The 14429-nt window shown below is 41.0% G+C and carries 13 protein-coding genes; 7 read left to right on the top strand and 6 right to left on the bottom strand.

All coding sequences use genetic code 11. From position 1 onward, the window contains the following. Nucleotides 1-13 precede the first annotated feature (13 nt). Entirely contained in the window at nt 14-1399 is a 1386-nt protein-coding gene (gene ntrC / locus FHG08_RS04610) for a nitrogen regulation protein NR(I) (protein WP_138570137.1), read from the top strand. A gap of 22 nt (nt 1400-1421) precedes the next feature. Then, nucleotides 1422-1880 (top strand): Crp/Fnr family transcriptional regulator, encoded by a 459-nt coding sequence (locus FHG08_RS04605; protein ID WP_008108381.1) that lies wholly within the window; start codon nt 1422-1424, stop codon nt 1878-1880. A gap of 8 nt (nt 1881-1888) precedes the next feature. Here the strand turns inward: FHG08_RS04605 and FHG08_RS04600 are convergent, their stop codons facing one another. Then, a complete protein-coding gene (locus FHG08_RS04600) occupies nt 1889-2554 on the bottom strand; it encodes a hypothetical protein (RefSeq protein ID WP_178954601.1) in 666 nt (221 codons plus the stop codon). Between the two features lie 71 nt (nt 2555-2625). After that, nucleotides 2626-2907, bottom strand: a complete 282-nt coding sequence (locus FHG08_RS04595; RefSeq protein WP_008108379.1) for a hypothetical protein — start codon at nt 2905-2907, stop codon at nt 2626-2628. Between the two features lie 244 nt (nt 2908-3151). On the opposite strand from FHG08_RS04595, the gene FHG08_RS04590 reads away from it, so the two are divergent. The 4 genes from FHG08_RS04590 to FHG08_RS04575 all read left to right on the top strand — a co-directional run bounded on the left by FHG08_RS04590 (nt 3152) and on the right by FHG08_RS04575 (nt 7404). Further along, a complete protein-coding gene (locus FHG08_RS04590; protein ID WP_008108378.1) occupies nt 3152-3535 on the top strand; it encodes an RNA-binding S4 domain-containing protein in 384 nt (127 codons plus the stop codon). A gap of 96 nt (nt 3536-3631) precedes the next feature. Next, nucleotides 3632-4060 (top strand): hypothetical protein, encoded by a 429-nt coding sequence (locus FHG08_RS04585; protein WP_178954599.1) that lies wholly within the window; start codon nt 3632-3634, stop codon nt 4058-4060. A gap of 200 nt (nt 4061-4260) precedes the next feature. Then, on the top strand, nt 4261-7005 hold the full coding sequence (gene acnA, locus FHG08_RS04580) for an aconitate hydratase AcnA (RefSeq protein WP_178954597.1): 2745 nt from the start codon (nt 4261-4263) through the stop codon (nt 7003-7005). Nucleotides 7006-7140: 135 nt separating this feature from the next. After that, complete coding sequence (locus FHG08_RS04575; protein ID WP_178954595.1) at nt 7141-7404, top strand: hypothetical protein; 264 nt, start codon at nt 7141-7143, stop codon at nt 7402-7404. Here FHG08_RS04575 and FHG08_RS04570 read toward each other — a convergent pair. The 4 genes from FHG08_RS04570 to FHG08_RS04555 form a co-directional block, all read right to left on the bottom strand. After that, the gene (locus tag FHG08_RS04570) at nt 7391-7921 is read right to left on the bottom strand and encodes a DUF4124 domain-containing protein (RefSeq protein WP_178954593.1); all 531 of its coding nucleotides are present in this window, start codon (nt 7919-7921) and stop codon (nt 7391-7393) included. The two genes, FHG08_RS04575 and FHG08_RS04570, sit on opposite strands and share 14 nt — an antisense overlap. A gap of 135 nt (nt 7922-8056) precedes the next feature. Continuing rightward, nucleotides 8057-8797, bottom strand: coding sequence for a phosphoadenylyl-sulfate reductase (locus FHG08_RS04565; RefSeq protein ID WP_178954591.1), 741 nt, complete (start codon nt 8795-8797; stop codon nt 8057-8059). A 42-nt stretch (nt 8798-8839) separates the two neighbouring features. After that, nucleotides 8840-10537, bottom strand: a complete 1698-nt coding sequence (gene cysI, locus FHG08_RS04560) for an assimilatory sulfite reductase (NADPH) hemoprotein subunit (protein ID WP_178954589.1) — start codon at nt 10535-10537, stop codon at nt 8840-8842. A gap of 67 nt (nt 10538-10604) precedes the next feature. Further along, nucleotides 10605-12419: an assimilatory sulfite reductase (NADPH) flavoprotein subunit gene (locus tag FHG08_RS04555; protein ID WP_178954588.1), complete on the bottom strand. Its 1815-nt coding sequence runs from the start codon at nt 12417-12419 to the stop codon at nt 10605-10607. A 297-nt stretch (nt 12420-12716) separates the two neighbouring features. Between FHG08_RS04555 and FHG08_RS04550 the strand changes: the two genes are divergently transcribed. Then, on the top strand, nt 12717-14327 hold the full coding sequence (locus FHG08_RS04550) for an endonuclease (protein ID WP_178954586.1): 1611 nt from the start codon (nt 12717-12719) through the stop codon (nt 14325-14327). The last annotated feature ends 102 nt before the right edge of the window (nt 14328-14429 follow it).

Raw genomic sequence — 14429 nt, 5'->3', positions numbered from 1 at the left:
CTTTGGAGTTTGCATGAAAACAGCTTGGCTTGTAGATGATGATGCCTCAATTCGCTTTGTACTAGAAAAAGCACTGACTCGCGCAGGGTTTGAAGTAGAAAGTTTTGCAGATGCGCAAAATGTACTTAACGCGCTAAAATTTAGTCAACCTAGCGTATTAATTTCCGATGTACGAATGCCTGGCATGGACGGTATGGCATTACTTGAGCTAATAGCAGAGCAAACGCCAGGGCTACCTGTGATCATTATGACCGCTCACTCAGACCTTGATTCAGCCGTTAATGCATTCCAAAAAGGCGCATTTGAGTATTTGGCCAAGCCGTTTGATTTAAATGAAGCGGTTGCACTGGTGGAAAGTGCGTATCGAGCTAATTCAACTAAAAAAACCAAACGTAAAAGCGCGCCCCCCAAAAGTGCCCATATTATTGGTGAAGCCCCGGCTATGCAGGAAGTGTTTCGTGCTATAGGTAAGCTGTCAGCATCAAGTATGAGCGTACTCATCAACGGTGAGTCAGGAACAGGTAAAGAGTTGGTTGCCAGCGCTTTACATAACCACAGCCCGCGTAAAGAAAACCAATTTATAGCCCTTAATATGGCCGCCATCCCTAAAGAATTAGTTGAATCTGAACTGTTTGGCCACGAAAAAGGCGCTTTTACCGGGGCTGATAGCGTGCGTAAAGGCCGCTTTGAACAAGCTAATGGCGGTACCTTATTTTTGGATGAAATCGGTGATATGCCACTGGATGTACAAACCCGCTTATTGCGTGTATTGGCCGATGGCGAATTTTATCGCGTGGGGGGTCATCAAAGTATAAAAGTAGATGTACGCATTATTGCTGCTACCCATCAAAATTTAGAAGAGCTGGTAAAGCAAGGTAAGTTTAGGGATGATTTATTTCATCGTTTAAACGTGGTTCGCCTGCGTTTACCTGCTTTACGCGAGCGTCCCGAAGATATAGAGCGCTTAGCGCTACACTTTTTACATAAAAGTGCAAAAGACCTGCAAGTAGATAGCAAAATATTAAGCCCTAAAGCAATTAAACAATTGTGTTTATTTAATTGGCCTGGGAATGTTCGCCAACTTGAAAACACCTGCCGCTGGTTAACCGTTATGGCGCCAGGAGAGCTGATTGGCGAGCAAGATTTACCTCCTGAAATTATTGATAATGCCGCCGCAACCCAAGAAGGGGATTGGCTAGATTCATTTCAGCAGTGGCTTAATCAAGAATTTAAACAAGGTAAAGAAAATATTTGGCCGGATATTCAAGCCCAGCTAGAAACCCGCTTAATCAAAACAGCCCTCGCTAATTGTTCTGGCCATAAGCAAGAAGCTGCCGTAAAAATTGGTTGGGGTCGTAATACGTTGACCCGAAAATTAAAAGAGCGCAATATTAGCTGATTGTTAGAAGCATAGAGAAAGCATGAAGTTAATTGAAAACATCCCTTTGTTTAAGCAAATGGAAATTATAAATCGCTTAGATTTTTTTAAAGAATTCACACTCAATGAGCGCCAGATTTTGCTTGAGTCGTTTGGTTTACTTTATTTAATAAATAAAAATCAGTTTTTATTTAAAGAGTTTGATAACGACAAGCGACTGTTTATTGTGCTTAGTGGATCTTTAATGGTGTTTAAACACAATCACCTACTGGAACTGGGCAGTATAGAACCTGGTGAATTTATTGGTGAAGGTGCATTTATTAATAACCGAGAGCGCAGTATTAATGCACGCGCCAAAGAAAGCGCCATAGTACTGGCTATAACTGCAGATGCTCTCACCCGCCTACCTAATGTCATACGCGAAAAAATTAAAGACCGTATTATTGAAGGTATGAGCCTGCGCATTGCAAAACTCTCGGAGCATATAGAAGAGCACGGTTAACAGTTAACTTAATCCATATAAACAACCTGCATTGAGCAATTAAGCCAGCCTGGCTTATTTACATGAGCTGTTATGGTATATGTGTCTGATGGTTTTTCGCCAAAAGGAGTCTTAACCAATGGCTGTGAATGAGTGTAGGTTTGTGAATAATTGCTGTAGTAAATAACTAAATAGCCGTATAAATATTCCCATTTCAATGTGACTTTTGCGCCGCTGATTAATGTGAACTCAGCATGTTGATCAGTAAAGGTTACGACTAGGTCATTAAACTCATCTTTTTCGCACTGGGTTGTTCGCAACCGAGAAGGCATGGTAAAAGCGTCGTCTGCATTAGTATTTTTTAGGTAAAAACCGATATTACCATCACCATAAAAGTGATTTGCGCGTGTGGTGTAGCTAATTTCGGGTTGATAGCCTAACCCTTGCATAATAGTAGCTAACTGCTCTGTTTCTTGGCGTAAAATTCTATCATTTGATAATAGTAAAGTAGCTACGCCAAATTCCCGAGGAATGTCATGCTCAACATATTCGTAAGGTAGGGATTGTGTTTTGAGTGCGGCCTCTAACTGCTGGCGCTGTGAGTCCGATAAACCTTTACTAAATATATACACTGTAGGCTGTTGGCATGCACTCAACAATAGCATGAGTGCACACGCTAAAATTCCATTTTTCATTATCACCCCCGTTGATTACAAGTGTAGTCTAAAGGAGTGATTTAAAATCGCAACTTAATTTATTTGGCTGTTTAACCTGAAGTCTGGTTATTTAGCCATGCATCGACACTCTGACGTTTGTACAGCACTTCATTAAATAACCGATGACGCTCAAATACTAGCTCACTTTGTTTGGTTTTAAGCCCGCTAGTTAGCTGGCTATGGGTATCGTTAAACTTAGAGATAACTGAAAAGCCACGTTCAGTGTCTTCTTTTACCTGTTGTGCTAGATGCGCTCTTACATCATCAGCGGTTAACAGATCTGAATGCTCTAAGCCCATTAGCTCTTTTTTCATCGCTAATCTTATGCCCATGTTTTACTCCATTATTTATATTCAATCTCTTATACGGCCGATATTGGCAATTAGCGCGCCAATGTGTAATTTTTTTCGCGAGAAGCTTAACCCTGAATTACTTCAGTTTTTTTAAAGACTATAAAAAGAGATACAAAGTTTCATAAAAAATCACATAATCAACTCACCTAACAAGCTCACTTTGGTGCAAAATAGCCACTGAGCCTTTATACTACAGCTAATACCACCCCCACTGAGAAACATGATGAACGAAGAATATATAGAAGTTGAGTTAGAAGAAGAGCCTATAGAGCTGTGCAAATTATTAAAGGTATTAGATCTTGTTGAAGGTGGTGGTCAAGCAAAAAACCTAATTAGCGAAGGCTATGTCGGTGTTAACCATGAAATTTGTACAATCAAACGGAAAAAATTATACAGCGGTGATGTACTTGCATTTGATGGCGAGTTGTTTCAATTAACGTTAAGTGAAGATGCCACTCCAGCAGAACGTCCAGTTATTGATGAAACAGTTACAGCAGAAAAAGCCGCGCCAGTAGCAACAACAGAGCCGGCTAAAAATAAACGCAAACGCACTAAAAAGCCTAAAGTTGATGAAAAAACGGGTCGTCGCCCTATTTCATTTGGCTAACATTTGCTTAAGTTATATGTGTTATTAAAAGCCAGTTTGCATCACTGGCTTTTTTATTCTTTAATAGAATATCAATAATAAAAAATAGATGCTTACATGTCAGAAAACACCTCAAACCGCTGGATAAAACCCGTACTTATTACCGCCTTATTATGGAACATATTAGGTATTCTTGCATTTGTCATGCGGCTGTTTCTCTCTCCAGAGATGATAAGTAAACTACCTGAAGAACAACAACTTGCTTATAACAGCCAACCTCTATGGGCTACTTTAGCGTTTGCTATTGCGGTATTTGGCGGCGCATTAGGATGCGTACTTTTGTTATTCAAAAAGTCTCTAGCCAGATTAACATTAATAATCTCTTTGGCAGCGGTTTTAGCTCAGCAATACTATAATTTTATGATTATTAATAGCATCAACTTGTTTGGTATTAGCGCTATTTTTATGCCTATTGCAGTCACCATAATTGCGATTGCATTGGTGTATTTAAGTTTCCATTTAAAACAACAGGACTACTTTAAATAGCACTTTTTTGAGTTTAGTTTTGTGGCCAATTATTACTCAGAGTATCCCTTGAATTTTAACTTTTGGCCTTCATCTCTATTTAAATAACGACCAAAATAAATTATCCAATATGGTATTTTTTATCATGGTACACACTTTGCAAATCACTACAGAGGTCACTTTTACAAGAATATTAATCTAATTTATTGAAGGGACAAATAATGAAAAATAGTTTCGACACCCAACAACAGCTCACTATCAATGGCGAGCAGTATCATATCAACTCGCTCATGGGACTTGGCGATAAAGCCAAACGCCTGCCTTTCTCGTTAAAAGTATTGCTAGAAAACTTACTACGTAATGAAGATGGTGTGAATATTAAAGAACAAGATATTCAGGCCTTATTAGATTGGGATCCAAAAGCGAAGCCCTCTGCCGAGGTAGCTTTCACTCCAGCCCGCGTAGTAATGCAAGATTTCACTGGTGTCCCTGCAATTGTTGATTTAGCTGCCATGCGTGATGCGATGGAAAAACTCGGTGGTGATCCTGCAAAAATAAACCCACTTTCTCCTGCTGAGCTGGTAATCGATCACTCGGTGCAAGTGGATGGTTACGGTAAAGATGGTTCATTCGACTTAAACTCAAAATTAGAATATGAGCGAAACAAAGAGCGTTACGAATTTTTACGTTGGGGACAAACCGCATTTGATAACTTAAAAGTTGTACCACCTGCAACCGGTATAGTTCACCAAGTGAATTTAGAGTATTTAGCCCGCGTAGTATTTAATGATACAAAAAACGGCAAATCGTTAGCCTACCCAGATACACTAGTCGGTACAGATTCTCATACAACGATGATTAATGGTTTAGGCGTACTTGGCTGGGGTGTAGGCGGCATTGAAGCCGAAGCCGCCATGCTTGGCCAACCTATTAGCTTGCTTATTCCACAGGTTGTGGGTGTTAAATTAAATGGTCGCTTACCTGAGGGCACTACAGCAACCGATTTAGTACTTACTGTTACTGAAATGCTGCGTAACCACGGTGTGGTAGGTAAGTTTGTTGAGTTTTATGGTGACGGCCTTGCCGACTTACCACTTGCCGATAGAGCAACTATCGCTAATATGGCGCCAGAGTATGGCGCAACCTGTGGTATTTTCCCTATTGATGATGAAACGATTAATTACTTACGCTTAACTAATCGCGATGAGAAGCAGCTCAAACTAATTGAAGATTACGCTAAACACCAAGGCTTATGGCGTAACGATGGCGACGAAGCACATTATACCGATAAGCTTGAACTAACTTTAGATGATGTTGTGCCTAGCCTAGCAGGCCCTAAACGCCCGCAAGATAGAATTACTTTGGATAAAGCCGGCAAGGTTATTGGTCAGCACTTAAAAGACTTTCAAGACGAGCGTATGGCACGTCGTGATAAAAGCGATGAAGAGCAAGCGCGTATTGAAAGCGAAGGTCCTACTATCAACCCTGATGAGCCTATCGATGAAGCGCAGTTTATGGGCGCAGCAAAAGTAAACTTTAATGGAGAAGAATTTGAGTTAAATGATGGTGCCTGTGTTATTGCTGCAATTACTAGCTGTACAAACACATCTAACCCAAGTGTTATTTTAGCTGCCGGTTTAGTAGCTCAAAAAGCACGTCAGTTAGGTATTAATGTAAAACCTTGGGTTAAAACTTCACTTGCACCAGGTTCTCAGGTGGTCACCGATTACCTTGAAAAAGCAGGGTTGATGGATGACTTGGATGCGCTTGGCTTTAATTTAGTTGGTTATGGCTGTACCACATGTATTGGTAATTCAGGCCCACTTGCCGATGAAATTAGTGAGGCGATTCAAAAACACAAATTAGTTGTAAGCTCAATATTATCGGGTAACCGTAACTTTGAAGGGCGCATACATCAAGATGTTAAAATGAACTTTTTAGCGTCTCCTCCTTTAGTGGTTGCCTATGCCATAGCGGGTAGAACCGATATTGATGTTTACAACGAGCCACTCGCGCAAGATAAGCATGGTAACGATATTTACCTTAAAAATATTTGGCCGAGCGTTAAAGAAGTAAGTGAACTAGTAAAAAGTACGGTAACTAAAGAGATGTTCGAAAAAAGCTACGCCAATGTTTACGATGGCGACAGTCGCTGGCAAAAAATTCAAATACCTGATGGTAAACTTTACGATTGGGACGGTGCTTCGACTTATATCAAAAAAGCCCCCTTCTTTGATGGTATGAGTGTTGAACCACCAGGTATTCCAACTATTGAGGGTGCGCGTTGTTTAGCTAAACTGGGTGATTCGGTGACTACTGATCATATTTCACCAGCAGGCGCAATTAAGGCAGAGGCACCCGCAGGGCTTTACCTACAAGAAAATGGGGTTGAAAAAGTACAATTTAACTCTTATGGTTCACGACGTGGTAATCACGAAGTAATGATGCGCGGTACATTCGCTAATGTGCGCCTTAAAAACTTACTAGCCCCTGGTACCGAGGGCGGTGTTACCCGCACTCAACCTGATGATAAGCTAGAAAGTATTTATGACGCGGCAATGGCATATCAAGAAAGTGGAATACCACTAGTGGTTCTAGCAGGTAAAGAGTATGGTACCGGCTCTTCGCGAGATTGGGCTGCAAAAGGGTCATTATTACTCGGTATTAAAGCTGTGATAGCACAAAGCTATGAGCGTATTCACCGTTCTAATTTAATTGGTATGGGCGTACTTCCTTTACAATTTAAAGAAGGTGAAAGCCATGAATCACTAGGCTTAACTGGGCAAGAGCAATTTGATATTCAAGAGTTATACGATAAAACCGACGAAGTCAGTGTAATTGCCACTAACAGTGAAGGTAAACAAGTTAGCTTTAGTGCCGATGTGCGTATTGATACTCCGAAAGAGTGGGATTACTACAAACATGGCGGTATTTTACAGTACGTACTGCGCAATATGCTTGACTAACAACTTAAAACGAAAATGCAGCCCGGCTCAGTAATGAGCTGGGCTTTTTTATATTATTAATGGATGCTTGCGCTAAATCAATGCCGCTTTATAAAGATTACATACACTAAGAAGACACGCTGCGCAGAGGTCGCTATGTCTTCAATTGTAATAATAAGACTACTTAAAACATCGATTTTGCTTGGATTGTGCTTAATAGTGACAGGCCATGGTTTAATTGTATCGAGCTACTTTACCAACCAGTTCGGCATTAAAGGTATTATTACTGCAGCTGCCTGTATTGCAATTGGCGTACTTTTATCGTTGCCCACAAAAATATACTTAACTATATTATTAATGGAAGCAGAAAAGCGTTATTTGAAGACACAGCAAAAACACCTCAAAATTAAAAGCCGCTAAAACTTTCGACCTCTTTACTGCGTTGCTCTATTCTCTTTTTAGCTTTTTCAGCATCTTCAAACAGCTTATTAATTGATTCACTGTTGTATATCGCTGGTGCTCGCTGAGGAAAAGGCTTTACTGCTGATTTAGCACTGCCACTCAAAATGGCGGTATCTTCTGCAACCACGACATTAATATCGGCGGGGTTAAGCTTTACCACTTCGCTTTTACCATTCTTGTTTGGTACATCTGAGAAATGCCATTGTCCTTGCTCGTCTTGCCATTTATAAATTGGCTTAGGAGTTTCTGTCTCAAAGGTAGCCCCAGTGATTTTTTCACCCGCTGTGGTAATTGCTGAGGTAATACTATCTAACGCGCTAGATGAAAGCGCTATCATTTCATTTTTAATCTCTGCTGATTCACTGTGAATAACAGAGGTACTTAACCAAGGCTGGCCATTTGGCTTTTTTATAAAAAATAATAAGACTACAGCTAATATCATCACTGACATTGCTAAATAGGTGAAGTATTTCATAGCGTTCCTGCTGTGTGTTTAATCCATCATCACAACCAATATAATAAAAAAGAACCAATTCAGCAAATATTAAACAACAAAAAACGCAGCAAAGGCTGCGATTTTTTGATTTTATAGCTTTGAATAATAATATAATTAAATACCATCTCCATCTATATGTAAGCCACACTCACGGTTTAAGCCAAAAAAGCGGGTTTCCTCTTCACTCATGCCGGGCTCTAATTTACGCGTGGTATGTATATCCCCCATCGACACATAACCCTGCTCCCATAATGGGTGGTATGGCAAATTGTGCTTTGTTAGATACTGATATACATCGCGATTATTCCATTCAATAATGGGATATACTTTTACCGTACCTCGGCTTATTTCTAGTACTTGCTTTTCAGCACGGCTTGAGGATTGATCTCGACGTAGGCCACTAAACCAAGTGCTCGCATTTAGCTCCTTTAAAGCGCGTGTCATTGGCTCTACTTTATTGAGCTGGTTGTATTGCTTAATGCCTGCCTCACCTAGCTCCCATAATTTTCCAAATTTAGCCTCTTGCCATGCAGGGCTCAGCTGCGCTTTATACACTTTTAGGTTAAGTGATAACTGCGAAGTCATTTGCTCTATAAACTGATAGGTTTCTGGAAATAAGTAGCCTGTATCAGTTAATACCACAGGTATATCTGGGCGCTGTGCAGTCATTAAATGCAACATAACTGCAGCCTGAATACCAAAGCTCGATGATAAAAACGCAGTGTCAGGCAAATTTTCAAGTGCCCATGCAACGCGCTGCTCTGCGCTCATGTCAGCCAGCAAACCGTTCGCATCAGCTAACATAGCCTGTTGGCTTTGCTTATCTAGCTGTAATATGTTTTTAAATTCACTCATGGTCAACTTTAAACCTCACCAGCGCTTTGCGCTGCTTTTAAATTATGCGTAAAAATCGGTAACGGATACTTTTACTTCTGCAACAATACCTTTGCGAATAACAAAATCACCAAAACATTCGCCATCATTACGCTCACTAACCCATTGCCCAATGAGTTTATCGAATGCTTCTAAGTAAACCTCTTCGCCAACATTTTCAAGGTAAAGCTTTGGAATACGTGTACCCTCAGTATTCCCCCCAAGGTAAACGTTGTACTTACCAGGGCCTTTGCCGACCAAGCCTGCTTCTGCTAGCATGGCACGACCACAGCCATTCGGACAACCAACTACACGCATAATAATGCTGTCATTTGGCACTCCGTGTTTGGCTAATAAGTTCTCTATTTTTTCAATTAAACTCGGTAAGTAACGCTCAGCTTCGGCCATAGCTAATGGGCAAGTTGGCAATGCCACACACGCCATTGAATTTTTGCGTTGCTCAGTGTCCTTATCGTCAATCAAACCATGATTGCGGGCTATTTCTTCAATTACTGCTTTTTGATCGGCCGGTACACCGGCAATAATTAAGTTTTGATTTGCCGTCATGCGAAAATCACCTTGATGAATTTCTGCAATTTTGCGACACCCTGTTTTAAGCGGCTTATCTGGGTAGTCTAAAATACGACCGCTTTGAATAAATAAGGTTAAGTGGTGCTTACCATCAATGCCTTCTACCCAACCAATACGATCCCCTCGGTGAGTAAACTCATAAGGGCGGCTTGGTGCAAAGTTCACGCCTGCGCGCTTTTCAACTTCAGCTTTGAATACTTCAGTGCCAACACGATCGAGTGTGTATTTAGTTTTTGCATTTTTACGATTTGAGCGGTTGCCCCAATCACGCTGAACAGATACTACGTGCTCAGCAATTTTTAACGTATCTTCTAGGCTAATAAAGCCAAAGTCGTCCGCTTTACGTGGGTAGGTTGCTGTATCGCCATGGGTCATCGCCAAACCGCCGCCTACTAGCACGTTAAAACCAACGAGTTTGCCATCCTCAGCAATCGCCACAAAGTTTAAATCGTTAGCATGTACGTCCACCTCATTATTAGGTGGGATCGTCACTGTAGTTTTAAACTTACGCGGTAAATACGTTGAACCTAAAATAGGCTCTTCTGTAGTTTCAGATTTTTCGCCATTAAGCCAAATTTCAGCGTATGCCTTCGTTTTAGGTAATAAGTGTTCAGAAATTTTTGCCGCCCACTCGTAGGCCTCTTGATGTAACTCAGACTCAACCGGATTGGTAGTACATAACACATTACGGTTAACATCACCGGCAGTGGCAATAGAATCAATTCCAACACTATTAAGCAATTGGTGCATACCTTTAATTTCAGGTTTTAATACACCATGAAACTGAAATGTTTGGCGAGTAGTTAAACGAATGCTGCCATAACTGGTTTTATCACCAGCAAATTTATCAATTGCAAGCCATTGCTCTGGCTTAATAATACCGCCAGGCATACGTGCGCGTAACATCACATTATGCAATGGCTCTAGCTTTTGTTTAGCACGTTCAGGACGGATATCGCGATCATCTTGTTGATACATGCCGTGAAAACGAATTAACTGGAAATTATCGGCGGTAAAACCACCGGTGATCTCGTCTTTTAAATCTTGCTCTATAGTGCCACGTAAAAAGTTGCTTTCTCTTTTCAAACGCTCGTTATCAGAAAGCTTTACGTTTTTATCTTGTTCGCTCATGTTTAATCCTAAATTTGTTACAGTGACGGCTGTTAGCGTTACTTTTTATAAAGTAAACAATGTGTACTTAGTACACGTCTTTCTGATAGCGATTTGCGCTTCTTAAGTCTTTTAAGTACTGCTCTGCGTCTTCATAGCTTTTACCGGTGTTTTCGCTAATAATATCAACTAAGGCATTGTGTACATCTTTTGCCATGCGGTTAGCGTCGCCACACACATAAAAATGAGCGCCCGCTTCTAACCAATCAAATACTTCTTTTGAGTTTTTACGTAACTTGTCTTGTACATAAACTTTTTCTGCTTGGTCACGGCTAAACGCTACATCAATCTTACTTAGTAAACCTGACTTTAAGTATCCTTGAATTTCTACTTGGTACAAGAAGTCTTGAGTAAAGTGTGGGTTACCAAAAAACAGCCAGTTTTTACCTGTTGCTTCTCGTGCATCACGTTCTTGTAAAAAGGCGCGAAATGGCGCAATACCAGTACCTGGACCAACCATAATAATTGGTGTGTCATCACTTACTGGTAAGCGGAAGTTATCGTTATGTTCACTGAACACTTTTACTTTACAGCCTTCTTCTGCGCGGCGTGCTAAGTACCCTGAACAACCACCTAAGTGCTCTGTGCCAAACGCTTCAAACTCAACTAATGCAATAGTTAAGTGCACCTCATCTTCAACCTCAGCTTGGCTAGAGGCAATTGAATATAAACGTGCTTGTAATTTACGCAGGCAATCAACTAGTGTTTGCGCTTCTAATTTAGCTGGGTTTTGTGCAACCACATCAAAGATTTGACGAGGCTCAATGTATTCGCGCATTGCGCCTTTATCTTCTACTAGTTTAAGCAGCTCAGGCGTGCCTGTAGCCGTGGCGTACTTTTCAACAAACCCAGGGTAGGATTGTGTTAGCTCTAGTTTTTCAATTAAGGCATCACGTACGCTGAGTTCTTCATCGCCAAGTTTAACGCGGCTAGTTGGATCAATTTGTGTTTGCGCTAGTAGCTCATCTACACGGGCTTCATCATTTAAAAAGTAAATGCCGAGTGAATCACCAGGTGTATACGTAATGTCTGACCCTTCTAGTGAAATTTCAACATGGCGTACATCTTTGGTTGAATCACGACTAGTAATTTTTTGCACTAAGCTTAGCTCTGCCGCAAACGGATTTTGCTTTGTGTACTGACTAGCCGCTGCTACAGGAGCGCCAAATGGCATTGATACAACTTGACCGCTAGTTGCATCTTGCTGGGCTTTTAAATCTGGTTCAAACGCATTTAATGCGCCCTCAATCCAAGTGGCTGCTTCGTCATCATAATCAACGTCTAGGTCAGCACGTTGATGAATAACCTCCGCACCTAATTTAGTTAAACGCTCTTCAAAGTCTTTAGCGGTTTGGCAGAAAAATTCATAGCTAGAATCACCTAAGCCTAATACTGCAACTTTGACACCATCAAGCTTTGGCGCTTTTTTAGTAATTAAAAATTCATACAGTGTTTCAGCGTCTTCTGGTGGCTCACCCTCGCCGTAAGTCGATACAACCACGGTTAGAAACTTTTCTTTTTTCAGGGCAGTCGGTTTGTAATCTGACATGCTAACCAGCTTTGTTGCTAAGCCGCGAGACTCAGCTTGCTCTTTAAGTTTAGTCGCCACCGCTTTAGCATTACCTGTTTGTGAACCATATAAAATGGTCAGTGCTGCCGCCTCCGAGGTTGCAGGTGCACCTGAAGCTGGCGCGCCAAGCGCTGCAGAATTAGCATTAGCAGCTAAGTAGCCGCTAACCCAGGCTTGCTGAATTGGATTAAGCTCAGCCACTAAACCTTGTAGCTTTTGTACTTGCTCTTGCGAAAGCGGACTTGCTAGCGCATTGAGTTGACCTAACAACATGAATTTTTCCTCATAACCCTGAACGTTAAACACAATGCTTGTTCACATTGTTTAAAATGAGTGCCACCTCACTCAGAAAGTTCTGTTGAGGTTAATTGAGTATGCAGGATAGCCGCCTAAGCATAGATAAAAAAAGAATAGAATCTGCTTTGATATTCCATTTAGTTATTAAGTTATCTAAAAACCTACGAAATAGGCCTAAAAGGGTTTTATTGCCTTTTATGAAATTTTAATTTAACAATTTTGTAACTTTAATATTCTAAGGTATATTACGCAAAAATATAAATAGGAACACCTATGTTACACGGTATATATAAAAACAAATTACTTTTGAGCACCTTGTTATTATCCCCATTACCCGCGATGGCTAATGTGGTTAATGGCAACTTTGAACAATACAGTGGCAACACCCCAGATGCGTGGACAGTGATTGATAGCGGTATTAACGTATCTGCCAACAGCACAGTCGTAAGCACAGGCTCACAAGCAGCAGCGATTAGCGTTAATACAGGCACACAAAGCAATACTGATTTTTTGCAGCAAGTCGCTGTTGAAATGGGTAAAACTTATGAGTTCTCAGTAGATGTGTATCATACCGAAGGCCATCTTAAGGCGCGTTTGTTGATAGATGGTTATCAAGGCTATTCAAATCCAGCACAAACCAACCAATGGCAGAGTATAACTTACAGCTACACAGCTGATAGTAATAAAACCATTGATGTCGGCTTACGCTTTTATGATACAACGGGATTTGATGGTAGCGAGTTAGTTTATGTTGATAACTTCTTGCCTAATAATGACAGCATTGGCTCTCCAAGCTGCGCAGATAACGGCCTTACTTTTAGCCTAACCACAGATAACTACGGCGAAGAAACCAGCTGGCAAATAGCGCACAACCAAACCGGTGTCGTTGCAAGCGGAAGTGGGTATGCTGCAAACACCCAATATACTGAACAATTATGCGTAGCCGATGGTGAGTATACATTTACTATTAATGACAGCTATGGCGATGGTATTTGCTGTTCATATGGCAGTGGTAGCTACGCCTTGAATAATGAAAGCACATTGCTCGCCAGTGGAGCTAGTTTTCAAACAACCGAAGCTACCGCTTTCTCATTAGGAAGCACTGAGCCAACACCGACGCCAACCGGCTACTATGTGACAACTCAAGGCTTGTCTGGTTACACGCTAAAAACTGAGCTTTATAACATTATTAATAATCATAATGCTCAGGGGTATTCCGCTATTTGGAATTTTTACGACGCATCGGCGCGTGATAAATACTATGAAAACGATAATAGTATTTTAGATATGTACAGCGAGAAGCCCAATGGCTCTGATAGCTACACATACACAGCTGTTAGCGATCAATGTGGCACCTACAGTGGTGAGGCAGATTGCTACAACCGAGAGCATTCGTTCCCTAAAAGTTGGTTTGGTGGAAAAGTTGAACCGATGAACTCTGATGTTCATCATATTTACGCCACTGACGGTTATGTAAATTCAAAACGAAGCAACTTCCCATTCGGTGAAGTAGCAAGCGCTTCGTTTACCTCAACCAACGGCAGTAAATTAGGCTCTGCAAGTAATACGATTAATTACAACGGTACTGTGTTTGAACCTATTGATGAATTTAAAGGTGACTTTGCTCGTGCTTATTTTTACATGGCAACCCGTTATCAAAACGTAATTGGTGCTTGGCAAAATAACACCGCAGCTAGTAATGACGTGCTTAATGGCACCAGTACCCAAGTATTTGAAAGCTGGGTTGTGGCCATGCTGTTAAAGTGGCATAACAACGATCCTGTTAGCCAAATGGAATTAGACCGCAACCAAGCAGCGTTTGAATTTCAGGGAAATCGTAACCCGTATATTGATCATCCTGAATTTGTAGAGATGATTTGGTAAACGGGCTTCCGGCTTCGCAGAAAACACAAGCCTTTGCCTACGCAGAGGCTTTTTATTATAAACTGCGCATTATAATTACTAATAAGTACATAACACATCTTA

The sequence above is a fragment of the Pseudoalteromonas sp. Scap03 genome (assembly GCF_013393115.1).
Taxonomy (GTDB): domain Bacteria; phylum Pseudomonadota; class Gammaproteobacteria; order Enterobacterales; family Alteromonadaceae; genus Pseudoalteromonas.
This window is presented reverse-complemented; position numbering and strand designations above follow the sequence as displayed.

Excerpts from the sequence above, each read along its gene's own strand:
- ntrC (WP_138570137.1), top strand. The coding sequence starts at position 14 with ATGAAAACAGCTTGGCTTGTAGATGATGATGCCTCAATTCGCTTTGTA.
- FHG08_RS04565 (WP_178954591.1), bottom strand. The coding sequence starts at position 8,797 with ATGAGTGAATTTAAAAACATATTACAGCTAGATAAGCAAAGCCAACAG.
- FHG08_RS04600 (WP_178954601.1), bottom strand. The coding sequence starts at position 2,554 with ATGAAAAATGGAATTTTAGCGTGTGCACTCATGCTATTGTTGAGTGCA.
- FHG08_RS04550 (WP_178954586.1), top strand. The coding sequence starts at position 12,717 with ATGTTACACGGTATATATAAAAACAAATTACTTTTGAGCACCTTGTTA.
- FHG08_RS04570 (WP_178954593.1), bottom strand. The coding sequence starts at position 7,921 with ATGAAATACTTCACCTATTTAGCAATGTCAGTGATGATATTAGCTGTA.
- FHG08_RS04585 (WP_178954599.1), top strand. The coding sequence starts at position 3,632 with ATGTCAGAAAACACCTCAAACCGCTGGATAAAACCCGTACTTATTACC.
- FHG08_RS04555 (WP_178954588.1), bottom strand. The coding sequence starts at position 12,419 with ATGTTGTTAGGTCAACTCAATGCGCTAGCAAGTCCGCTTTCGCAAGAG.
- FHG08_RS04595 (WP_008108379.1), bottom strand. The coding sequence starts at position 2,907 with ATGGGCATAAGATTAGCGATGAAAAAAGAGCTAATGGGCTTAGAGCAT.
- cysI (WP_178954589.1), bottom strand. The coding sequence starts at position 10,537 with ATGAGCGAACAAGATAAAAACGTAAAGCTTTCTGATAACGAGCGTTTG.
- FHG08_RS04605 (WP_008108381.1), top strand. The coding sequence starts at position 1,422 with ATGAAGTTAATTGAAAACATCCCTTTGTTTAAGCAAATGGAAATTATA.
- acnA (WP_178954597.1), top strand. The coding sequence starts at position 4,261 with ATGAAAAATAGTTTCGACACCCAACAACAGCTCACTATCAATGGCGAG.
- FHG08_RS04575 (WP_178954595.1), top strand. The coding sequence starts at position 7,141 with ATGTCTTCAATTGTAATAATAAGACTACTTAAAACATCGATTTTGCTT.
- FHG08_RS04590 (WP_008108378.1), top strand. The coding sequence starts at position 3,152 with ATGAACGAAGAATATATAGAAGTTGAGTTAGAAGAAGAGCCTATAGAG.